The 22,670-nt window shown below is 43.6% G+C and carries 18 protein-coding genes; 3 read left to right on the plus strand and 15 right to left on the minus strand.

Annotation, left to right across the window (positions count from 1 at the left end):
- Positions 1–28: 28 nt before the first annotated feature.
- Positions 29–556: a hypothetical protein gene (locus K7A41_RS08665; protein WP_028068882.1), complete on the minus strand. Its 528-nt coding sequence runs from the start codon at positions 554–556 to the stop codon at positions 29–31.
- A gap of 140 nt (positions 557–696) precedes the next feature.
- Here K7A41_RS08665 and K7A41_RS08670 point away from each other — a divergent pair, with 140 nt between their 5' ends.
- Positions 697–1,347 carry an HAD-IA family hydrolase gene (locus K7A41_RS08670; protein WP_028068883.1) on the plus strand — a complete coding sequence of 217 codons (651 nt, stop codon included), beginning with the start codon at positions 697–699 and terminating at the stop codon, positions 1,345–1,347.
- A 123-nt stretch (positions 1,348–1,470) separates the two neighbouring features.
- Here K7A41_RS08670 and rny read toward each other — a convergent pair whose 3' ends face one another.
- The 4 genes from rny to pheT all read right to left on the minus strand — a co-directional run bounded on the left by rny (position 1,471) and on the right by pheT (position 6,389).
- Complete coding sequence (gene rny, locus K7A41_RS08675; protein WP_028068884.1) at positions 1,471–3,024, minus strand: ribonuclease Y; 1,554 nt, start codon at positions 3,022–3,024, stop codon at positions 1,471–1,473.
- 279 nt (positions 3,025–3,303) lie between these two features.
- Positions 3,304–3,594, minus strand: coding sequence for a cell division protein ZapA (locus K7A41_RS08680; protein WP_028068885.1), 291 nt, complete (start codon positions 3,592–3,594; stop codon positions 3,304–3,306).
- Between the two features lie 53 nt (positions 3,595–3,647).
- Positions 3,648–3,953 carry a hypothetical protein gene (locus tag K7A41_RS08685; RefSeq protein WP_028068886.1) on the minus strand — a complete coding sequence of 102 codons (306 nt, stop codon included), beginning with the start codon at positions 3,951–3,953 and terminating at the stop codon, positions 3,648–3,650.
- A gap of 39 nt (positions 3,954–3,992) precedes the next feature.
- Positions 3,993–6,389, minus strand: a complete 2,397-nt coding sequence (gene pheT / locus K7A41_RS08690; RefSeq protein ID WP_265713408.1) for a phenylalanine--tRNA ligase subunit beta — start codon at positions 6,387–6,389, stop codon at positions 3,993–3,995.
- Positions 6,390–6,700: 311 nt separating this feature from the next.
- On the opposite strand from pheT, the gene purL reads away from it, so the two are divergent.
- Positions 6,701–10,375, plus strand: coding sequence for a phosphoribosylformylglycinamidine synthase (purL, locus tag K7A41_RS08695; RefSeq protein ID WP_265713409.1), 3,675 nt, complete (start codon positions 6,701–6,703; stop codon positions 10,373–10,375).
- Between the two features lie 129 nt (positions 10,376–10,504).
- Here the strand turns inward: purL and K7A41_RS08700 are convergent, their stop codons facing one another.
- Together K7A41_RS08700 and K7A41_RS08705 are read right to left on the minus strand one after the other, a co-directional pair.
- Positions 10,505–10,951: a DoxX family protein gene (locus tag K7A41_RS08700; protein ID WP_265713411.1), complete on the minus strand. Its 447-nt coding sequence runs from the start codon at positions 10,949–10,951 to the stop codon at positions 10,505–10,507.
- Between the two features lie 127 nt (positions 10,952–11,078).
- On the minus strand, positions 11,079–11,996 hold the full coding sequence (locus tag K7A41_RS08705; RefSeq protein ID WP_265713412.1) for an AEC family transporter: 918 nt from the start codon (positions 11,994–11,996) through the stop codon (positions 11,079–11,081).
- A 104-nt stretch (positions 11,997–12,100) separates the two neighbouring features.
- Here K7A41_RS08705 and K7A41_RS08710 point away from each other — a divergent pair, with 104 nt between their 5' ends.
- A complete protein-coding gene (locus K7A41_RS08710) occupies positions 12,101–12,919 on the plus strand; it encodes an AraC family transcriptional regulator (RefSeq protein WP_265713413.1) in 819 nt (272 codons plus the stop codon).
- A 62-nt stretch (positions 12,920–12,981) separates the two neighbouring features.
- On the opposite strand, the gene K7A41_RS08715 is transcribed toward K7A41_RS08710, so the two are convergent.
- The 8 genes from K7A41_RS08715 to serC form a co-directional block, all read right to left on the minus strand.
- The gene (locus tag K7A41_RS08715) at positions 12,982–15,315 is read right to left on the minus strand and encodes a mechanosensitive ion channel family protein (RefSeq protein WP_265713414.1); all 2,334 of its coding nucleotides are present in this window, start codon (positions 15,313–15,315) and stop codon (positions 12,982–12,984) included.
- A 99-nt stretch (positions 15,316–15,414) separates the two neighbouring features.
- On the minus strand, positions 15,415–16,818 hold the full coding sequence (locus K7A41_RS08720) for a radical SAM protein (RefSeq protein WP_028068893.1): 1,404 nt from the start codon (positions 16,816–16,818) through the stop codon (positions 15,415–15,417).
- A 13-nt stretch (positions 16,819–16,831) separates the two neighbouring features.
- Complete coding sequence (locus K7A41_RS08725) at positions 16,832–17,068, minus strand: hypothetical protein (RefSeq protein WP_028068894.1); 237 nt, start codon at positions 17,066–17,068, stop codon at positions 16,832–16,834.
- 2 nt (positions 17,069–17,070) lie between these two features.
- Positions 17,071–17,832 carry a prolipoprotein diacylglyceryl transferase gene (locus K7A41_RS08730; protein WP_037532452.1) on the minus strand — a complete coding sequence of 254 codons (762 nt, stop codon included), beginning with the start codon at positions 17,830–17,832 and terminating at the stop codon, positions 17,071–17,073.
- A 103-nt stretch (positions 17,833–17,935) separates the two neighbouring features.
- Positions 17,936–19,096 carry a diaminopimelate decarboxylase gene (lysA, locus tag K7A41_RS08735; protein ID WP_265713415.1) on the minus strand — a complete coding sequence of 387 codons (1,161 nt, stop codon included), beginning with the start codon at positions 19,094–19,096 and terminating at the stop codon, positions 17,936–17,938.
- A gap of 14 nt (positions 19,097–19,110) precedes the next feature.
- Positions 19,111–20,424, minus strand: coding sequence for an aspartate kinase (locus K7A41_RS08740; RefSeq protein ID WP_265713417.1), 1,314 nt, complete (start codon positions 20,422–20,424; stop codon positions 19,111–19,113).
- A 123-nt stretch (positions 20,425–20,547) separates the two neighbouring features.
- Positions 20,548–21,495, minus strand: a complete 948-nt coding sequence (locus K7A41_RS08745; protein ID WP_028068898.1) for a D-2-hydroxyacid dehydrogenase — start codon at positions 21,493–21,495, stop codon at positions 20,548–20,550.
- A gap of 17 nt (positions 21,496–21,512) precedes the next feature.
- The gene (gene serC, locus K7A41_RS08750; RefSeq protein ID WP_028068899.1) at positions 21,513–22,580 is read right to left on the minus strand and encodes a 3-phosphoserine/phosphohydroxythreonine transaminase; all 1,068 of its coding nucleotides are present in this window, start codon (positions 22,578–22,580) and stop codon (positions 21,513–21,515) included.
- Positions 22,581–22,670: the final 90 nt, after the last annotated feature.

The following is a 22,670-nucleotide window of genomic DNA, read 5'->3' on the forward strand; positions in this document are numbered from 1 at the left end:
ATCTGTGATGTTTAGTCACAATGACGATTTAATATCTAATTTTAAATTTTTCAAACACAAAATGCCATAGCCAGACCGGTCCGATAAGCAGAAAACGAACAAATTGTTTTCCTGTGACGGTCTTCTTTTCTCTATTTTTACCCAGAAATAATGCGAGTAGCGATATGAGGGCGATCGCCAAGCATACCCATATGACTGCCGGACCACCATTTTTTTCTATATACTCCAGCTGTACAATAAAATAACTCATCCCCCCTATCGAAAACAGTACGGCATAGGATAAGGTCGCCGACAGTCGCAGATAGCAATAGATTACAATGGCTATAAAGAAAGACCCCCAGTTCAAAAAGCTGTGCCAATTGAGCCTGACTAGAAACTCGAATTGTGGAAAAGGTATCATCCAGATACAGCCCATGACTCCAAAAAACAAGAGCGGTAAAAAAATAATCTGAATAATACGGTTGACCGGATCTTGGAAATTAGCATTTAATTCATCAAAATAGTAATCGATTGGACGTTTCGGCTCTACTTCCTGAATTTTCTTCTTTTGTTTCATTCGGCAAATTTAACAAATATTGATATGCTTCGCTGGGCGATTCATACAATATTCTTATTTTTTGGTCTGTAAGGTGTCATGATCTGCTTTGGAAGTTAGGCGGATTCTTCTGCGCTCGATCAATTCCGTAATATTGTAGCATGAAATCATATAAACATATTTTATTTGATCTGGATGGTACCCTGACCGATCCCGCAGAGGGCATTACTAAATGCATTGCTTATGCACTTGAAGCCAAGGGCATCCATACGGCGGACTTAAGTACGCTCAAGCCGCTTATTGGCCCACCCTTAAAAGAATCATTTATGCGCCAATTTGGCTTTGAAGAAACCGAAGCATTGGCATGCGTGGAGAAATATCGCGAGCGCTTCTCCACCCTCGGTTTGTACGAGAATTTACTGTTTGACCGCGTACCCGAATTGCTTGAAGGGCTTAAAACAAAAGACTACCGTGTTTATCTGGCCACGTCGAAACCGGAAATATTTGCACATCAGATTCTGAAACATTTTCAAATAGACAAGTACTTTGATTTTGCCGGAGGGAGCACGCTGGACGATACCCGACCAACAAAGACAAGTGTCATTCAATATGTCATGGAAAACGCCAATCTCTCCAATCCGGTAAACTGTATCATGATTGGTGACCGCAAACACGATCTGATCGGTGCCAAAGAGACCGGCATGGACGCCATCGCTGTTCTCTATGGATACGGTAGCAAAGAAGAACTGGAAAAAGAATGTCCCTCCTATTTACTCGAATCGGTAGGTGATCTGATCGATTTCTTCCAATAATAGCTAATAATAGATCAGCGAGCATTAGCTTAACCGAACTGTAATACCAGGCCTGTTGAAGATCATATCATAAAAAAGAAGCCCGATCGATGATTGGGCTTCTTTTTTATGACAGGAATTGGGTTACTTCGCGTAGGATACCGATCTGGTCTCGCGGATAACGGTAACCTTGATTTGTCCCGGATAAGTCATTTCTGTCTGTATACGGTTAGAAATATCAGCGGCCAATATTTCAGACTGCGCATCAGACACCTTCTCGCTCTCAACAATTACCCGCAGTTCGCGACCTGCCTGAATGGCGAATGTTTTTTCGACACCGGGGTAAGACAAAGCAAGGTCTTCGAGCTCTTTCAAACGTTTGATGTAACTTTCAACCACCTCACGACGGGCTCCCGGACGGGCTCCCGAAATCGCATCACAGGCCTGCACAATTGGCGATATCAGGGCTGTCATCTCAATTTCGTCATGGTGCGCCCCGATGGCATTGCAGACATCAGGATGTTCTTTGTATTTTTCTGCTAGCTGCATTCCGAGGATGGCATGTGGCAACTCGGGATTATCATCAGGCACTTTACCAATATCGTGCAGCAAGCCGGCGCGTTTGGCGTGCTTTACATTTAATCCAAGTTCAGCAGCCATGGTTGCTGCAAAATTAGCTACCTCTCGAGAGTGCTGCAACAGGTTCTGACCGTAAGACGAGCGGTAACGCATACGTCCTACCATACGAATTAATTCGGGATGCAAGCCGTGTATACCCAAATCAATAGCCGTACGCTCGCCAATTTCGACAATTTCATCTTCGATCTGTGTGCGTGTTTTGGCCACCACCTCCTCGATACGGGCTGGGTGGATACGCCCATCGGTCACCAGGCGGTGCAACGCCAAACGGGCAATTTCGCGACGTACAGGATCAAAACCCGATAGGATAATGGCTTCAGGAGTATCATCAACGATGATCTCAACACCTGTAGCAGCTTCAAGAGCGCGGATATTACGACCTTCGCGACCAATAATACGCCCCTTGATCTCATCATTTTCGATATTAAAAATAGAAACAGTATTTTCGATAGCAGATTCGGTCGCTGTGCGCTGAATCGTCTGAATTACCACCTTTTTCGCTTCTTTAGTGGCCGTTAGCTTCGCTTCATCCACGATGTCTTTGATCTGAATCATCGCCTGAGAGCGTGCTTCTTCACGCAGCGAATCCACCAGTTGGTTTTTCGCTTCATCAGCGGTGACACCTGCAATGCTCTCCAGCTGCTTAATCTGCTGCAATTTTAGTGTTTCGACCTCCTCCGATTTCTTCTCGTTAAGCTCCACCAGCTTATCCAGCTGTTTTTTTCGGGCCTCCAGTTCCTGCTTATCGCGATTGATGTTCTCAAGCTTTTGGTTGATCGATTGTTCTTTCTGTCTCAACGTATTTTCCTTCTGATTGATGGTGTTGTTACGTTGATTCACTTCCTTTTCATGTTCGGATTTTAGTTGAAGGAATTTCTCTTTGGCTTCTAAGAGTTTTTTCTTTTTAATGTGTTCTCCTTCCTGCTCTGCTTCTCTCAGTATGCTATTCACTTTTTCTTTAGCTTCCTGCTCTTGTTTTTTGAATAACAGGACCAGAAGATAACGGCCTATAGCTACACCAACAATCAGAGAAATTATGATATAAATTGCGACGTCCATGTATGTATAATTGTGTTATATATATTTGTTTTTGTTATTTATTAATTTCGTTTCCATTGTAAGCAAAAAAAAACCGCAATTAAATTTAAACAGGTCTCATGTATTATTAAACTTCGTGATTACATAATTAGGCTTAGATTGTGACCTAGATGGCTTTCGCAAAATGGCCTATATCTCTTTGCGCCTGTAATATTGAAGCGTTAAGTTTAAAATAGTGACAACCCGAATTTAATTGCGGCAAATTCGTCGTTTTAAGCTCTAAATATAAAGAACGTAAATTTATTTGTTAAAGAAATCCGTCAACAACTGATCGAGTTCCTGTACTGAATTCTCCAATCCTGCCTCATGGTTCTGTGACTGCCGCTCCGCATTTAGCATACGCGTCGCAAATTGCAATACACACATGGACAACAAATCCTGTTTATCCCTTACAGTATAGTTTTCCTGCAATTCCTTTACTTTTTCATTTATCAATTTCGCAGCGTGTCGGATCACTTCTTCCTCCGCGCTATCTACCCTTAAGGGGTAAACACGGTCTGCGATATTTATTTTTATGGAAATCTCTCCCATCTCTTTGAGCTTTTTAACGTTGTATTAGCCGAATCCCTCGCTATCTTATCCAACTACTTCAACAAACTAATACACTTGTCTATTTCTCGCACAAAATCGTTAATTTTTTGTTTTGTGTCAAGTATTTTTTCATTAATTGCCTCCTTATCCGCTTCAGAATCCAAAGTTCGGGCTACTGCCAACGCTTTGACTTTCTCTTCCAACTGCTTGCTCTTTTCGTTGCTCGCGTCGAAAGCCACTTTTAAGGATTGTACCTCTAATTTAAGCAAATCATTTTCTTCCTGCAAGACTTCGCACATTTGAATTAAATTTTTCGTTTTCTCAACGATCAGATTCATTTGTGAAGACAATGTTGCCATAATATAAATTGAAGATTACCAACTAATGTTTTTGTCTAATTAACCGCGCACTTCTGCACTGAGTTCCTTCTCAAAATTAACAATTAATTTTTGAACTATCGCATCAATTTGTTTATCGGTCAGCGTTTTTTCTTCATCCTGCAAGATAAAGCTCAGAGCATAAGACTTTTTCCCTTCAGGAATTTTATCGCCTTTGTAAACGTCAAATACATTTACTTCCTTCAAAAGCTTGCGTTCGGTCTTCTGAGCAACATATTGCAACTTGTCGAAGCTTACATTCTCGTCGATCAACAACGACAGATCGCGGCGAACAGACGGGAACTTGGATACCTCTTTATATTGAATGCCATTCTTACGAATAATCTTCATCAACAGATCCCAGTCAAAGTCTGCGAAGAACACTTGCCCTTCGACATCGGCCTTTTTCAAATTTGCCTGCGCAACTGCCCCAAAAGACACCAAACATTTTTGTCCTTTCATGTAACTCAATCCATAAACAAAATGATTGCTCGGTGCATCCTGTATTTGAATTCCGTCAATTTTCAGGCGTTTGACAATCGTGTCAACGGCCGCCTTCAGGTTGTAGAAACTAACATGGCCTTTTTTACTGTTCCACTGCTCTGCTTCTTGGCGGCCTGTCAGCGCAAAAGCGAGGTGTTGAGTTTCTTTGTATCCCTCTCCATCCTGCACGTAAGTCTTGCCGAATTCAAAAAATTTAAGATCAAAATTTCGTCTTTTCTGGTTGTATTCAATAGCGTTTAGCATCGAAAATAACATATTTTGACGCATTGTATCTAGATCTGAACTCAGTGGGTTAAACAATTTTACAGCTGTATCGCTATCGTCGGCATAATCGAGTTTGGTCAATGAGTTGGACAATATCTCACGGAATCCATTCGCGATCAATAAATCCGCCAATTGGTTAAGAACGACTTCTTTTTCCGGCTTTTCAACAGTATTTAACGAGGCTTTGATCTGAGATTTTAGCTCGATATTGTTATAACCATAGATCCGTAACACTTCTTCTACCACGTCTACTTCCCGAGTGACGTCCACACGATACGCTGGTACCAGGACATCCAGTCCCTCGGCACTCTCTGCAGCAATTTCAATGCCCAGCGCAAGGATAATGGATTTAATCTCTTCATTTGGGATAGCCTGTCCGATTAAACGAACAACATTGGAGTAGCTCACATGGAAGGCATATGGTTTGATCTCCACAGGATATACATCTTTCAGTGTTGATGATATTGTACCGCCCGCAACCTCCTGAATCAACAATGCCGCCCGTTTCAACGCTTCGACAGTAATCGTTGGATCAGTTCCGCGTTCGAAACGGAAGGAAGCATCTGTTTTTAGGGTATGTCTTTTGGAAGTCTTCCGCACAGAAACCGCATTAAAGTAAGCGGACTCCAAGAATACGTTGGTTGTCTCATCAGAAACCCCTGAGTGTGCTCCCCCAAAAACTCCTGCAATACACATTGGCTTTTCAGCATCTGCAATCACCAGATCTTCTGCCGACAGGGTGCGCTCGACGCCATCCAAGGTAACAAACTTCTCACCTGCCACTGCCGAACGGACAAGAACCTGATTGCCAGCAATCTGATCGGCATCGAAGGCATGCAACGGCTGTCCTAAGTCGTGTAAGATATAATTCGTGATATCGACTACGTTATTGATCGGACGTACACCGATGACATTCAATTTTTCCTTTAGCCAGTCTGGCGATTCAGCGACTTTGACGCCCGAAATATTGATGCCACTATAGCGTGGGCAAGCTTCCGTATTTTCTACAACAACGGCCGTCCCGGTCGCCTCACCCGCACGGAAGGCGGATACATCAGCCTTTCGTATTTTTGTACGGAAATAGGCTGCAATGTCTCTCGCAACCCCTAAATGTGAAGCAGCATCGGCGCGGTTAGGAGTTAGCCCAATTTCATACCTATAGTCGTCCTGAATATTGAAGTGGTCCTTAACCAAGGTGCCTACCTCAACATCAGCAGGCAACTCAACGATGCCCGCATGCGATGTACCCAATCCGATCTCATCTTCACCGCATAGCATTCCTTCAGACACTTTGCCCCTGATTTTGGATTTTGTAATTTTAAAGGGTTCGCCTGCTGTCGGATGACAAGTGGTGCCCACCGTGGCCACAATAACCTTTAGTCCCGTACGGCAATTGGGTGCGCCACAAACGATATGCAATAACTCTGGCTTACCTACATCTACCGTAGTCACTTTAAGTTTATCAGCATTGGGATGCTGCTCGCAGGTTTTCACCTCCCCAACAACCAAACCATCCAATCCTCCTGGAATACTCTGCACGACATCCAGTGCCTCTACCTCCAATCCTGTATTTGTCAAGATCAAAGACAGTTCCTCTGAAGTCGAATCTATATCTACGTGTTGTTTTAGCCAATTATATGAAATATTCATCTCGAATTTGATTTGATGCACAAACTTAGATAAATTTGAGTTCATATACAATGGCAATTTAGCGATCAGCTTGCAGCATATTGAATTCCAATTACTAAGCAGCGGCCTACTATTTACCGTCGCGACGTTCCAAAAACCACCTCATTTCACCCGCGTTCGGCCCCACATCCATCACGGATCTGAAGCAGGCTCCCCGCGTTTCCCACAGGCTTGCTGCACTCGGATTTTTTCACCAAAATTCAATCATTTCCATAAAAATAATACGTAACTTTGTGCTTTAATTTGAAGAACGTTCAAAACCAACATTTATAATGATTCATTTCTTTGAGAACCCATCGAACACTGTATATGGTGTTCAAAGCGTAAACTCTTTATCACAAGAAGACATTACTAAACTCAACTGGCTGTTCGGCAATGCCAAAAAACTTGACGACCAAACCCTTAACCATTACTTTGTAGGCCCCCGTGCGGCAATGATCACTCCTTGGAGTACCAATGCGGTGGAGATCACGCAGAACATGGGTATTGAAGGCATTATCCGGATTGAAGAATTTCATCCGGTACCTGCAGATTTCAACGATTTCGATCCAATGATTTCGCAAAAGTTCAACATGTTGACGCAAGACATATATACCGTCAACATTACTCCTGAGCCTATCCTCGAAATTGAAGATATCGATGCCTACAATAAGGCTGAGGGGCTGGCATTAAATCCGGAAGAAGTGGAGTATCTCAACAAGCTGTCTGCGAAGTTGGGCCGCCATTTGACGGACTCGGAAGTCTTTGCTTTTTCTCAAGCGAACTCTGAACACTGTAGACATAAAATCTTCAACGGAACTTTCATTATTGATGGTGAGGAACAGCCTACGTCTTTATTCAAATTAATCAAAAAAACTTCCGAAACCAATCCGAACGAGATTGTTTCAGCTTATAAAGATAACGTGGCTTTTATTAAAGGTCCACGTGTGACACAATTTGCGCCTAAATCGGCTGACAGACCAGATTTTTACGAGGAAAAATTATTCGATTCAGTCCTGTCGGTCAAGGCCGAAACACACAATTTTCCAACGACAGTAGAACCATTTTCGGGTGCGGCTACTGGGTCGGGCGGTGAAATCCGCGATCGTATGGCCGGTGGTCAGGGAGCCATCCCGTTAGCCGGGACGGCGGTATATATGACGGCCTACTCACGGTTGCTACAGGACCGTCCTTGGGAAAAAGCAATGGCCGAACGACAATGGCTTTACCAGACACCGGTAGACATCTTAATCAAAGCTTCCAATGGAGCGTCGGACTTCGGCAATAAATTCGGACAGCCCCTGATTGCTGGATCCGTACTGACATTTGAACATGAGGAGGATGGTCGCAAGTTGGGGTATGACAAAGTGATTATGCAGGCTGGCGGTGTCGGTTACGGGAAATTGGACCAAGCAAAAAAACATACACCGAAAGCGGGCGATAAGATCGTCGTTCTGGGCGGCGAAAATTATCGCATCGGCATGGGTGGTGCTGCAGTTTCTTCGGCCGACACTGGTGCTTTCGGATCGGGGATCGAATTGAATGCCATCCAGCGCTCTAATCCGGAGATGCAAAAACGTGCCGCGAACGCCGTACGTGGTCTGGTAGAATCTGATCATAACCCTATTGTCTCTATTCATGACCACGGTGCCGGAGGGCATCTAAACTGTCTGTCCGAGCTTGTCGAAGAGACGGGCGGCCTGATTGATTTGGATGCGCTTCCAGTAGGCGACCCTACCCTATCCGCAAAAGAAATTATAGGCAATGAATCGCAGGAACGTATGGGATTGGTGATTGCAGAAAACGACATCGAAACGTTAAAACGTGTGGCGGACCGAGAGCGTGCCCCCATGTACACTGTGGGTGATGTTACCGGCGACCACCGATTTACATTTCAATCAAAAAGCAGTGGCCAAAAACCGATGGATTATGATTTGGCCGATTTCTTCGGGTCGTCACCAAAAACATTTATGCGTGACAGTACGATTGTCCGTCATTATGCTGCAATCGCGTATGATGTAAACAATATTCCGAATTATCTCCAACAAGTCTTGCAATTGGAGGCAGTCGCTTCCAAAGACTGGTTAACAAATAAAGTTGACCGCTGTGTTGGTGGTCGTGTTGCCAAACAGCAATGTACAGGCCCATTGCAACTACCATTAAATAACGTGGGCGTCATGGCACTGGATTATAAAGGTAAGGAAGGGATTGCGACAACCATCGGACATTCACCTGTGGCAGCGCTAATTGACCCTGCGTCGGCAAGTAAAACAGCTATTGCTGAATCGCTGTCCAATATCGTCTTTGCGCCAATCAAAAATGGCCTGGCAGGTGTTTCCCTATCTGCCAACTGGATGTGGGCTGCCAATAATGAAGGTGAAGACGCACGTCTTTACCAAGCTGTAAAAGCCTGTTCGGATTTTGCTATCGCGTTGGGAATCAATATTCCTACTGGAAAGGATTCACTGTCTATGAAACAAAAGTATCCAAATGGCGAAAATGTCATCGCTCCGGGTACTTTAATCATATCCGCTGCAGGCAATTGTACAGACATCACAAAAGTTGTCGAACCGGTCTTGAACAAGCAGGCAGGTTCCATTTACTATATCAATTTATCGAAAGATAAATTCAAGCTCGGCGGCTCGTCTTTCGCGCAGATCGTCAATAAACTTGGAACGGAAGTTCCCAATATCCAGGATGCCGATTATTTCAAAACCGCGTTTAATACCGTACAACGACTAATTCAAGAAGGACAGATTGAGGCCGGGCACGACGTGGGGTCTGGCGGTCTAATCACCACTTTGCTGGAAATGACGTTTGCAGATATTAACCTGGCGGCCAATTATGATCTTTCGGCACTAAATGAAGTGGATACAGTAAAAGCTTTCTTTAATGAAAACATCGCACTTGTGCTTCAGGCCAAAGAGGACATTGTCTTCGAAGCTATCGTAAGAGAGGCAGGTGTAGACGCCGTGAAAATCGGGCAAGCTGTAGAAGGAAATGTTGTGACCGTAAAGAATCAGCAAGATTCGTTTAGCTTCGACGTAGCTGCCACGCGAGATGTATGGTCAATGACTTCATTCCTGCTGGATTCGAAACAATCCAAAAATGGCACAGCGCAGCAGCGCTTCGACAACTACAAACATCAGCCATTGAACTTTACCTTTCCAAGCCAATTTGACGGCAAAAAGCCGGTGATTGATGGCAACAAGCCTCGTCCTAAGGCGGCGATCTTACGTGAGAAGGGTTCTAATTCTGAACGTGAAATGGCCAACGCTATGTTCTTAGCGGGTTTCGATGTGAAAGATGTGCATATGACTGATCTGATATCGGGCCGGGAGACTCTTGAAGATATACAATTTATTGGTGCCGTCGGTGGTTTTTCCAATTCAGATGTACTGGGTTCCGCCAAAGGATGGGCAGGAGCTTTCCTATACAATGAAAAAGCGAAGAAAGCACTGAACGATTTCTTTACCCGCCCGGACACCCTGTCCGTGGGTATCTGTAACGGTTGTCAGTTATTCATGGAGCTGGAATTGATCAATCCAGAACATGAAGTACATGGCAAGATGTTGCACAATACCTCCGCAAAACACGAGTCTAACTTTGTTTCTGTAAAAATTAAAGAAAACAATTCCGTCATGCTTTCCACACTGGCAGGTAGCACATTAGGCGTTTGGATTTCACATGGCGAAGGAAAATTCCAGCTTCCATATCCGGAGGAACAGTATAACATCGTTGCCAAATATGCTTACGCTGACTATCCGCACAACCCAAATGGTTCGGATTATAATACGGCAATGATCTGCGACAAAACGGGCCGACACCTGGCGACTATGCCGCATATCGAGCGCTCTGTTTTCCAATGGAACTGGGCCAACTATCCTAAAGGCCGTCAGGATGAAGTATCCCCTTGGCTTGAAGCCTTTGTAAACGCACGGAAATGGATAGAGAATCAAAACAATTAATAAAAACTTCATACATAGAGAGGGGGCATCTTTTTGGATGCTCCCTATTTTTATGCTTGTGTGTTAGCCTAATATCTCGTGTTAAATGTATGCCAAGATTGTCGGCTACATATTTACAAGCTCATTGATTTAGATATTCCTCTTATATCCAGGTTTATTCATCATCTGATCAAGTGAATACTTACCGGATCCCATCACCATGAAAAAGATCAGTAAACAGAGGACGACTATGGAAAGCCACAATTCAGAGTTCAGGTAACTAAATCCATTGGTGATATTAACAAAGAAAACCGCACCTATCAGCACGGGGAATAAGAGCAGTGATGCCAGGCGTGTCTGAAAGCCGAGGATAAGGAATAGTCCGCCGACAAGATGCGTGAAGACAACATAATGAACAGCTCCCCATATGGACAAATGGAAACTACTTTGTTCGATCATATGCTGTACCACAATCCGATCATTGACGAAAGTTATGCCTTTGGCAAAAATCACGATTCCAAGCGCAATTCTGAGGTAGTCGATCCATTGCGGATGATGGACATTACCCCAGTGTTCAATTCTGTGTATCAGGTTCATAATATACCTCCTTTATAGATGGTTATAGTCCTATAACAGATGAAAAGTAAAAAAGTTGTTTGCGGATATATTTTTAACAATCGTGGCACAAACTGGGGTTTTCTTTGTCTAAGATACGGATTATGGGTCAGGCGGCAATGAAAAGTCGGATTAGGGTATCCCAGGCAGCTGTCGTCAACAAGCCAAGAACGATACTGAAACCGATGACCAAATTGACCAGTTTGGTATTTAGATGATACTGCTCGGCAATAATGCCGGAAGTGACCAACGTGGGCATTGCAGCTTCGAAAATACTGATGCGCGCTACTGGCCCAGACACGCCAAACAACAATGCGGAAAGCAATACGAGTAAGGGTGCCAGCAGCAATTTATAGATCATGGCGGCACTTATCTGCGACAGCTGTTGTTTCCAGCCGTCAAATTTTAGCTGGAGTCCTATTGAAAAAAGCGCCAGCGGTCCCACAGTCGCGACCAGCTTATCGAAAAAAGGCTCGGCGACGGACAGATCAGTAATTCGGGTCAAGGCAAGCGCAGCGATGCATCCGATCAGTGGCGGAAAGCTAATGAGTTTCCTAAACATAAACTTTGCTTCAATACGCTGTCCGTCGCGCAGATTGGCCCGCAAAGCGTTGACAATGCCTGCTGTCGACAGTAGGATGAATGTCGTCTGGTCACAGATGATCGCAATAGGCAACTGCGTTTCACCAAAATAAGCCATGATCAACGGAAAGCCGATAAAAGAAGTATTACTATAACCTGCTGCCAATTCGAGACTGCTTCTGGATCGCTGTTTATAAGCTTTACGTCGACAATAGTATTCTATAAACAGCCAGCTTCCCGCCCAAACCAGTACGGCAGAAAACACTGGAAAGAACAACTGGGGCGACCAAATAATTTTAGGAATATATTTAAACGATACCGCTGGCAGTGCGAAATAGAGTATCCACGTATTAATTCCTTTGTGGGCTTCATTATGTATTAAGTTAGCACGCCGCAACAGCATGCCTGTAGCAATACAAAAGGCAATCATGATAAAATTAACCATCTTTTTATTCGATTTTTACAACACAAAAGTGCGATAGTTGAGAAGGTTAAAACATGTATAAATACATTATTTTTATGTATATTTAATGATATAATAAATGTTCAATGCAAAAAAAGCAATTTGCGCCATTATTGATTAACGAGTTTGTCGAAGACAGTTTTCACCTGCCTTTACATGGGCAGAATTACTATGAGTTTGTCTATATCCGGCGCGGCGAGGGTCTTCATGTGATCAATAAGTTTGAGCTAGAATATGAACAGGGCGACCTATTTCTGGTAAGCCCCTCCGATAAGCATTATTTCAAAATCGTGGAGAAGACACATTTTCTGTTTATACTTTTTACCGATACGTATTTCCTTCAAAACCGCCGCAGCCAGAAGCTATATGCCTGGATTATGGAACTCATGAACGATCGCGGCCTACGCGAACATAAACTACGAATGGACGCCCACGACCGCCTCACCTATTCTTTTGTGATGGAAGCTATCCGGCTTTATTGCGCGACGGCAGTGAACCTCAACTCGCAGTGGTTGTTTGATCAGCTCGTTGCTGCCTTTAGTCTTTATAAAGAGTTCTCTGAAGTACAGCGTCTTCCACTGCAACAGTCATCTGTTGACCGGTCTATCTCCACATATATTCATCAGCATATCTTCACGCCTCAGCATTTACAGATAAAAACCATCGCGCAAAAGTTTAACATTTCCCCCAGTTATTTCGGTGTCTACTTCAAGAAAAATTTCGGAATGAGTTTACGGTCCTACATCAATGCCTATCGGCTTGAATTGATAGAGAGCCGGTTGAAATCCCCAACCTATACACTCAAACAGATTGCTGCAGAATTAGGGTTTGTGGACGAAAGCCATCTGTCCCACTTCTATAAACGAGCGAAAGGGCTCAGCCCAAAAGCTTACCGTAAGGGATGAAATCGAAGGCATGTATACGAATATAGCCAACGGTATTCAACTGCCTGACCGAACTGGTTTCCCTAGCTACTTTTTGGGGGAAGGACACTGTAAAATTTCAGCCCAGCTTCTTCGAACTGCTTATACAAGATAATGAGTAGGTCGTTTTTGAAAGCCGACACATTTGCTGCAAAATTCACCCAGCACGACACGCTCAGATAGATCATATCTTCGCTGATATCCTGTACACTAATCCCGCTTTCGCGGTCGTTCACAAAGTGTGGGCTCGCCGCCATGGCATCTCGGATCCATTGTTTGGCTTCTTCAAGATCTGCCTTTCGGTCAATATGGAGGACGAAACTTGTCTTACTGTATTCCTGGGACAAGGTCCAGTTGACCACCCTTCCGGACAGCAGATCGCCATTGGGAATGATTACATCTGCGCCATCTCCCGTCTTTAACACACTCGCACGAATACCTATTTCTTTGACGCGTCCTTTTTTATCAGCGAGCTCGATCTGATCGCCTACCCGAAAAGGCTTATCGAAAACCAGGATAATGCCGGATACAAAATTATTGATGATGTTCTGCATTCCGAGACCTATACCGACACTTAGTGCTCCAATAACAACCGTCAATTTATCCAGGCTCATTCCCAGAGCGGAGACAGCCATGAAAAAACCGATCAGAATAATCGCCAGACGGAACAAAGGGAACAAGGTCATCTTCTGATCGTAGACCTGATTGATCTGGCCGTCTTCTCCCCCCAGGACAATGAGGCTGATATTTTTCTGAAACCAGTTTGCCACCAATAGCAGCAGTATGGCAACCACAAGATTGCCCAACGTGAAAGATATACTTCCAATGGATCGGACCTTACCGAAGAATGTTTCGCTCAGATTCCATAATTGCTCGATAAACTGCAAATTATTAGCCAATACAATAATAGCGAGCAATATACAGATGACCCGAAGTATTTTTGCGACGATTGCCAGCGTACGCTGTTCATTAAAACGTCTCCAAAAACCGGCGACTAAGCGATCTTTTCGGAATTGGTTGCGAACATCAGTTTTGATCATATCAGAAAAATACTGCAGAGTGAAGGACTGGACCAGCCCAACGGCGCAGGCAATGCTAAAGCTGCGGGAATGATCCACATGGCCGATGATATTCAATGTGATCGCTGTAATATTTAAAATTGCAAATAACACGTAGACAAAGCTACTGACATAACCCGGACTTTGCGGATTCTGTATCCGTCTTTTCGTATAGCTGACCAGTCCTAAGGCGACCAAATTAAATGCAATGCATATGATGCGCAGCAGCAGGTCATCGCTGACAATCATATTAGCAAAGACATCCAACAGATAAAAGACGATCAGAATCAGTGCGATCTTGCGCTGTTGTCCCGTCATTTTATGCCGCAGCAAAAACATAAAAATCAACATGATCAGCAGCTGTGAGGCCTGGAGTATAAAAGTTGGTGTAAAGAAATTGACGAATGGCAGCAATGTCAGAAGAAAGATGACGGTCTTTCCGACAATCGTATCAATGGCAATTTTGTTTTGAGCATCATGCTGTCTAAGGACATATGCAACACGAGCTATCCAGTAACAGTATGCCATGCCCAGCACAATGAGTAAAATACGGCTCGCCCAATCTGTTCGGTTGACATATTTATCTATGGATTTATTGTTGCTGTAATTGCTGCGGATATTGTTCAAAATTACTTCTTTTGAAATACTGGTAGAGTTGGCCTTCCAAAGCGAACTCTTGCTCCTTAGAGAGTCTCTATTGCTGCTGTTGCTCTTTGTCGTATGTAACTGATCAAGACGAGTGAGATGATGCTGGTTTGTGCTAATAAGCTGATCGATACTACGGCCAATCAATTCGAGCGAGTCCATCTTTGCCGTTAGCTTCAGTTCTGCGTTGTTCAGGTATTGATATGCTCTACCATGATTTCCGGCATTGATATCAAAACGGCTGACCACATCCCCGATCTGCTGTCTGGTTGTATGGAGGCTGTTCACATAATTACCAATACTACCTTTCATCGACCTGAGCTGTCTGATTTCTTCACTGATCATACGCTTCACTGTGGAGATAGAATCTTCGGCTGTACGACTATTTATCGCCGCATACGCGTTTGACTTTTCGTTCAGCTGGGCAACTACCTCGGCTAGGGACGAAATCCGGATATTGGAAAGAAAGGCTATATTTATCTTTCTCAGCTCACTTCGAAGCGAATCATTTCCGGCGCGCACAGAATCTACACCCAGCTTGCGGCTGACATTGGCCTGCACCCTGTCGTTGACCACGCCTCTTTTCAGCAAGACTGAGTCTTGTCCAAGCACATTCAGGTGCAATATTGCTAGCGCCATCACGGCAATCAAATATTTTATGACCGGCAGTTTCATACTTGCTCTTGTAAAATTTATAAACGATATACCGCGACAAGCTATTTCCCTCCCGTACCCAGCGAGGTATCCGCCACCGCAAAAATAAGAGATCTCTAATTAAAATCTTACTGCATCCGACAATTTCAGTTTCTCCAGATGCTGCACTTTATCATCCCGATAAAATAAATTCATAGTCTCAAAGGGAATCAATTTTAAATCTTTGTTAACAATATGCACACAAGATTTTTTCACCGCACGGACATCAAAATCATGCGCGTCCATAAAATTCATTATGATAATCCGAAAAAGGTTGTCGTAATCCAGATCCGGTGCACAGACGTCAGGAAGGCAACATAATAATTGATTTACTTTTGGTTTTACTTTATCCACAGAAATACCGGTACTAAAAATATCGAGCAATTGCATCTGAACACCTTTATCCTGTTCGTAAACGATTGTATTGCGCGACTGGTTATTTAGTAATACCGCCGGATCAATATGCCGTGTTAGCGGGATCTTCTGCCCACCGAGCTTGAGCACATAGCCCATGGCCAATGCATCTGGATTGCAAGGTACGGGTATAATATCGTTCGGATGCAGCAATGGATACTGCCTGAGGATCTGCTGCCGTACTTCAGTCAGCGTCATTTTATGATGTTGGGCATCAGCATCATTCCGACCAGCAATTTCTACAGGCTGAAATGTCACACCGCGTACACATTGCTGATTTAATGCAAACTCAAGTATTGCGCCAATTTCATCGTCATTGGTCCCTTTTTCCAGAACAACGACCAATGTCGTACTCAAGTTGAGCGCATTTAATTTTTCGATCGCCGTTTTCCGAATTGCTGTCAGATCCTTACCCCTGAACTTCTCAAGCACCGTTGGGCGGAAGGAATCAAACTGCAAATAGATTTCGAATTCTGGAGCGTAGGTAGCAAGCTGCTCAGCAAAGCCAGGATCATTGGCAATACGTATACCATTGGTATTGAGCATAAGGTGTTTAATAGGCTTTGTCTTTGCTATATCCAGAATCTTGAAAAACTCAGGATGAATTGTCGGTTCGCCACCACTGATCTGTACTACGTCAGGCTCTCCCTCACTTTCGACCACCTTGTCAAACATCTGTTCAATTTCAGCTAGAGAACGGTGTCTTCCATAATGCGGCGAAGACATGGCGTAGCAAGTGGGGCAGGTTAGATTACAGCGGTCAGTGACTTCGATAATGGACAGGCAGCTATGCTGTTCGTGGTCGATACAGAGACCACAATCATATGGACAACCATAATGCACCTCCTTCTCAAATTTTAATGGCGTTTCGGAGGCTTTATTATAATTCCGGATATTTTTGTAGTAGTCCACATCAGTGGCAATCAGGGTTTTAAAAAAGCCGTGATCCGGACAGCGTTTAGTCATAAAAACCCGATCCTCTTCAATAATAATTTTTGCTCCGATACGGCAGAGGCAGGTCGGGCAGAGACTGATGGTATAATCGTAGTAGGTATAATTTCTAACCGGCATATATAATCTTCATTTAATTCAATGCAATTCCACAGACCACGCCGCCGGCAATCATTGCCGAGATTCCGCCCAATAGCACTTTAAGCCAAGGATTAATATTAAATTTCACGCTTTTTTTACCCGATTTTATAATGGAGCCTATGATAATCACCAACAAGGCTATTCCAATGGTGATCGCTCCTACAACAAGTAAAAATAAACCCAGCATCGCCGTGTTTTCCGAACCGAATGATCCTTCCAATAGATACATCGCTACCCCCTTTTTTGTACGTTTATCGTGTTTAGTAAATAAATATAATAAATCATCACGATAAGACAGGTGATCTGTATGGTGCTACAATGAAAAAAAATAACATCACGTGGTTTGATAAAATCCAATAAAAAGCGAAAACTAAAGTAACTGACCATGAAAAGCTGAAAGAGCACACCGCTCTGATATCGGTATTTTCGCGTAAATGTCTGAAGAGCAACAAACAGCATGATCAGAAAAGCAATTTCGTACAACGCTACCGGATGTCGCTTATAATCATCCCCCAGATACATCCCCAGCGGACAGTCCGTCGGCAGGCCATAAGTCTGTTCAAAAACACCTGTATAGAAACAGCCGATCCGTCCGATGGCGATCGCAGCGATCAAGGGAAATACCATTCTGTCACCGGTACTTTCCTTCTTTCCAATGATTTTCTTCATCAATTCAACCGCGATGAGTCCGCCAGCCAGCCCACCGACAATCGTATTATTGAACCAAATATATCGCCAGATATTTGAAGCTGCCAACAATTCAGCTGGACGCTCCAGAGAGCCGACCAAATGAGAGCCGACCAGCGCGCCCAAAGCCGCTGCTATCAGGATCAGCAGCGAATGGGTATGTCCTAAGCTTTCTTTATCGTTCCATTTCAAAAACTGGTAATAGCGCATACCGACAAACATCCCCAGCCCTTCCATAAATGGGTGCAAAAGGAACGTCTTACCGAATAAATCGATGGTCGCCGGAAATTCAATCGCTGTAAACATAGACAAGTATACAAAAGACATGTCAGAATTACATACTCAAAATTTAAAGGCCGATTCATCGATGAATCGGCCTTTAAATTTTGGAATAGTATTGGAATATCACTTATAACTGATCGCTATAAACAAATCTGATTTCTTCCCTCAAATTATAACGGGAGGCCATTACCTCTCCATAAGCTCCAGCGGAACGGATGGCAATAAGATCACCACGTCCAGAATCGGGCAGCGGGACTTCTTTACCAAAGCAGTCTGAAGACTCACAGATGGGCCCGACGACATCATAATTCAGGGATTCCTCGGTCTCAACAGCACTGAGATTGTCGATCTTGTGATAAGCCTGATATAGGGCCGGTCGCATAAGCTCAGTCATCCCCGCATCCAGAACGAGGAAATTCTTTTTTACACCATTTTTAACATAAAGTACCCGGCTTATCAAGCTGCCACATTGTGCAACCAGAGCTCTGCCTAATTCAAAATGGACTTCCTGATATGGTTTTCTCTCCAGGAAACGGTCAAAGATATCGAAATAAGCTTCAAAATCCGGAATAGAATTACCGTCAGGATTTTTATAGTCGATTCCCAATCCGCCGCCTACGTTCAGTACACGGATCTGTGTTCCACGCTCCTCGAACCAGCTTTTCCATTCGTTGACTTTTACGCATAGGCTTTTAAACACAGTCATATCGGTAATCTGCGATCCTACATGGAAATGCAGCCCCACCAGTTCGATAAATTCACACTTTTTTAGTACCGAAGCACATTTTTCAAGATCGGCATTTGGCACCCCAAATTTATTTTCATCAAGACCAGTCGTAATATAATGATGCGTGTGCGCATCCACATTGGGATTGATACGCAAAGCTACATTGGCTTTCACACCTTGTTTTGATGCCAGCTCGTTAATGACTTCGAGTTCTTGGATAGATTCGACGTTGAAGGCAAAAATCTGTTGTGTAAGGGCATAGTTGATTTCCTTGTCTGACTTTCCAACCCCAGCAAAAGTGATATTCTGAGGAGTAAATCCACATTCTATTGCCTTCCTTACCTCATTTCCGCTGACGCAGTCAGCGCCAAATCCGATCTCCTGTATGCGTTTCAGCAACACATCATTGAAATTAGCCTTAAGTGCATAATGAACGTGGAATCCCCTTTTCTGCGATGCTTCATGCGCTGCCTCCAAGGTCCGTGCCAGCACATCCATATCGTAGTAGTAAAATGGTGTCTCTCTGTCAGCAAATTTTGTTGCAATATCTGTATTAATCATATAAACGTGCTTTCTTAAAATAAACGATTGTGCAATGAACGTAAAGCCTCTGTTTTATGATCGGAGTTCAGCAAAATGGAAACGTTGAAATCAGATCCACCATAGGAAATCATACGCACAGGGAGGTGTTTTACTGCATCGAGCACACGTGCAGCATAGCCGTGGCTGTTGAGTCCAAAATCACCGACCACACAGACAATTGTCTGCTCACCATCAACCGTAACCGTCCCAAAATCTTCGACCTCTTTAATAATATCTGTCAAATTAGTGGTATCATCGATGGTAAGAGACACCGCAACCTCCGAGGTTGTAATCATATCAATCGGTGTTTTATACCGTTCAAATATTTCAAACACACGACGCAGGAAACCATAAGCCAACAACATACGTGAAGAATGGATATGAATCGCGGTGATGCCATCTTTAGCGGCAATTGCCCGGATACAGCCCTTTTTAGCACCGTCTTTACTAATCAATGTACCTTTTGCATTAGGTTCCATCGTATTAAGCAGACGTACTGGAACGTTGTACTTCTGCGCAGGGAATACAGACTGCGGGTGAAGTATCTTCGCGCCGAAATAAGCTAGTTCTGCGGCTTCATCGAAGCTGAGGTGCGCTATTGGAGTCGTACCTTTCACGACACGCGGGTCATTGTTGTGCATACCGTCGATATCTGTCCAGATCTGGACCTCATCAGCACGGATGGCCGCCCCGATCAGCGAAGCTGTATAATCAGATCCACCCCGACGAAGGTTATCGATTTCGCCGAATGAGTTTCTACAAATATAACCCTGTGTGATGAACAGGCTGTTGTCGGGATATTGAGCCAGAATATGTCCCAATTTCTCACCGATATATTCTACCATTGGTTCATTGTCCTCATCAATTTTCATGAAGTCCAGCGCCGGTAACAGTACAGAGGATACTCCTATTTCGTTGAGATAGAAATGCCATAATGTGGTAGACAGGAGTTCGCCCTGTGCCAGGATGATTTTCTCCTCAACCGGTGTAAACAACTCGTTGGCTAGACTGGAGATTAAATTAAAATGGTAGTCTATTAGCTCTTTACCATTTTTATAGCCTGCTTCAGTATTAAAAAGTTCCTTAATAAGGTCTTCGTACTTATCCTTATGCTGCTTGATCAAATCCTTAGCTTCGTCCTTCTTACCTGCTGAATAAGCTTGACCAATTTCTACTAAAGCATTTGTCGTTCCAGCAACTGCGGACAACACGACAATCTGACGCTCGGAAGGGTTTACGATATCCAACAACCCTTTGATACGTGCTGCACTTCCTACTGAAGTACCACCAAATTTTAAAACTTTCATACTAAAGTTACAATTATTAAATTTCTGTGCGCCAATATAGGCAATTCATGATTTTTTATTAAAAAAAAAGCGGCACAAAATCATGAAAGTTTTGTGCCGCATATCTTTATCTATGCGGAAGAATTACTTCTTCAAATTTTCGATCAACAAACCGGCTAACTCTTCGCCGATTCTTTCCTGCGCTTCGTTAGTAGCTGCCCCAATGTGCGGTGTTAACGAGATCTTTGGATGTTTCAATATTTCCTCACGTGGTGTCGGTTCGTTATCGAAAACATCAAGGCCTGCAAACGCAACTTTGCCTGCGTCAAGCGCCTTCAGCAATTCCAATTCATCAATTACACCGCCCCGTGAAGCATTCACTAGTCCCACACCATCCTTCAACAATGGAAATTCCGCAGCACCAATCGCTGGAGCATCTAAAAACGGTACATGCAAAGAAATGAAATCAGCTACTTGCAGCAGCTCACTTTTTTCAACCTGTCTGATCGGTACGTCTACCTTTATACCTCCAGAGAGTTCGATGGTCAATGTTTTAGGACCTTCAAATAGGTCTGTGTACACAACATCCATACCTAGCCCAAGTGCAATTTTAGCAACCTCGCGGCCAATACGTCCAAATCCAACAATACCTATTGTTTTGCCACGCAATTCAGTACCAGCGCCATAAGCTTTTTTCAAAGCGCCAAACTTTGTATTGCCTTCAACAGGCATTTTGCGATTCGAATCGTATAAAAATCGTACACCATTCAATAAATGTGCAAATACTAATTCTGCAACAGACAAGGAGGAGGCTGCCGGCGTATTGACGACAGCTATCCCCTTGGAACGGGCATATTCTACGTCAATATTATCCATGCCGACTCCACCACGGCCGATTACTTTCAGATTAGGACACGCATCAATTAACGGTTGGCGTACTTTGGTTGCGCTGCGCACAGTGATAGCATCATAGGCAGGCAGCTTCACCGCTAATTCTTCTTGTGGGATGTGATTTGTATCTACACTATGACCGGCCTCTTCCAACATTTTCTTTCCTAGTGGATCAATGCCGTCATTCGCTAATATTTTCATTACGATAAATCTATTTGTTATTGATGTGTGTCTTCAAACTCCTTCATGGCATCGATCAGTGCATTTACGCTACTCAGCGGCAATGCATTGTAAATCGAAGCTCTAAAACCACCTACTGAACGGTGTCCCTTAATGCCGATAAGATTACGCTCTTTAGCCAAAGCCAGAAATTCAGCTTCCAGTTCTGGAGAATCCATGACAAAGGTTACATTCATGCGCGAGCGATCCTCGATGGCAGCCGTACCCTTGAAGAAAGGATTGCGATCAATTTCATCGTACAGTGCACGAGCTTTGATGATATTTTCCTGCTCCAATACAGCTACACCGCCTTTTGCTTTAAGCCAACGTAAGTTTAGCATAGAAACAAAAATTGAATATACAGGAGGTGTATTATACATGGAGCCACCATTGATATGCAACTGATAATCAAGCATAGAAGGTAGTACACGGCCGGACTTACCCAAAATATCGTCTTTTACAATGACCAAAGTCACGCCAGCAGGACCCATGTTTTTTTGCGCACCTGCATAGATCAGGTCGTAATCGGCCACATTGATCTCGCGCGAAAAGATATCAGAAGACATATCAACGACTACGGGTAGATCTGTCGCGGGTCTTTCGAACACTTCCGTGCCATAAATTGTATTATTCGCCGTATAGTGAAAATAGGCGGCATCCTTCGGAATAGAATAACCTTTTGGAATGTAAGCGTAGTTTTTATCAATGGAAGATGCTACAACATCTACAGTACCAAATTTTTTCGCTTCTTTTAAAGCTTTGGTAGCCCATACACCTGTATCTAGATAGGCAGCCTTGCCACCTTCAGGCAACAAGTTTAAAGGCGCCATAGCGAATTGTAGGCTCGCTCCCCCCTGCAGGAAAAGGATCGAATACCCTTGCGGTACAGCCAATAATTCACGTACTAGCTGCGTCGCTTCGTCTATCACTGCTTCAAACTCTTTGGAACGGTGAGAAATCTCTAAAATTGATAAACCAGTGTTGTTAAAATCAATTACAGCTTCTGAGGCTTGTTGAAATACTTCCTTTGGCAGAATACATGGACCTGCTCCAAAATTATGTTTCATTGATGTTATAGTTTGTTTGATTACTTATTTAAAACCCTAGTTAAGCAATCCGTTGTTTTAAAAGTCAAAGGTAAAATAAAATTATATATT

The sequence above is a fragment of the Sphingobacterium sp. InxBP1 genome (assembly GCF_026191775.1).
Lineage (GTDB): Bacteria > Bacteroidota > Bacteroidia > Sphingobacteriales > Sphingobacteriaceae > Sphingobacterium > Sphingobacterium thalpophilum.

Excerpts from the sequence above, each read along its gene's own strand:
- pheT (WP_265713408.1), bottom strand. The coding sequence starts at position 6,389 with ATGAATATTTCATATAATTGGCTAAAACAACACGTAGATATAGATTCG.
- K7A41_RS08680 (WP_028068885.1), bottom strand. The coding sequence starts at position 3,594 with ATGGGAGAGATTTCCATAAAAATAAATATCGCAGACCGTGTTTACCCC.
- K7A41_RS08745 (WP_028068898.1), bottom strand. The coding sequence starts at position 21,495 with ATGAAAATATTAGCGAATGACGGCATTGATCCACTAGGAAAGAAAATG.
- K7A41_RS08685 (WP_028068886.1), bottom strand. The coding sequence starts at position 3,953 with ATGGCAACATTGTCTTCACAAATGAATCTGATCGTTGAGAAAACGAAA.
- serC (WP_028068899.1), bottom strand. The coding sequence starts at position 22,580 with ATGAAACATAATTTTGGAGCAGGTCCATGTATTCTGCCAAAGGAAGTA.
- K7A41_RS08705 (WP_265713412.1), bottom strand. The coding sequence starts at position 11,996 with ATGGTTAATTTTATCATGATTGCCTTTTGTATTGCTACAGGCATGCTG.
- K7A41_RS08725 (WP_028068894.1), bottom strand. The coding sequence starts at position 17,068 with ATGTATCTATTGGAAGGATCATTCGGTTCGGAAAACACGGCGATGCTG.
- K7A41_RS08670 (WP_028068883.1), top strand. The coding sequence starts at position 697 with ATGAAATCATATAAACATATTTTATTTGATCTGGATGGTACCCTGACC.
- purL (WP_265713409.1), top strand. The coding sequence starts at position 6,701 with ATGATTCATTTCTTTGAGAACCCATCGAACACTGTATATGGTGTTCAA.
- rny (WP_028068884.1), bottom strand. The coding sequence starts at position 3,024 with ATGGACGTCGCAATTTATATCATAATTTCTCTGATTGTTGGTGTAGCT.
- K7A41_RS08730 (WP_037532452.1), bottom strand. The coding sequence starts at position 17,832 with ATGTTTACAGCGATTGAATTTCCGGCGACCATCGATTTATTCGGTAAG.
- lysA (WP_265713415.1), bottom strand. The coding sequence starts at position 19,096 with ATGATTAATACAGATATTGCAACAAAATTTGCTGACAGAGAGACACCA.
- K7A41_RS08715 (WP_265713414.1), bottom strand. The coding sequence starts at position 15,315 with ATGAAACTGCCGGTCATAAAATATTTGATTGCCGTGATGGCGCTAGCA.
- K7A41_RS08710 (WP_265713413.1), top strand. The coding sequence starts at position 12,101 with ATGCAAAAAAAGCAATTTGCGCCATTATTGATTAACGAGTTTGTCGAA.
- K7A41_RS08720 (WP_028068893.1), bottom strand. The coding sequence starts at position 16,818 with ATGCCGGTTAGAAATTATACCTACTACGATTATACCATCAGTCTCTGC.
- K7A41_RS08700 (WP_265713411.1), bottom strand. The coding sequence starts at position 10,951 with ATGAACCTGATACACAGAATTGAACACTGGGGTAATGTCCATCATCCG.
- K7A41_RS08665 (WP_028068882.1), bottom strand. The coding sequence starts at position 556 with ATGAAACAAAAGAAGAAAATTCAGGAAGTAGAGCCGAAACGTCCAATC.
- K7A41_RS08740 (WP_265713417.1), bottom strand. The coding sequence starts at position 20,424 with ATGAAAGTTTTAAAATTTGGTGGTACTTCAGTAGGAAGTGCAGCACGT.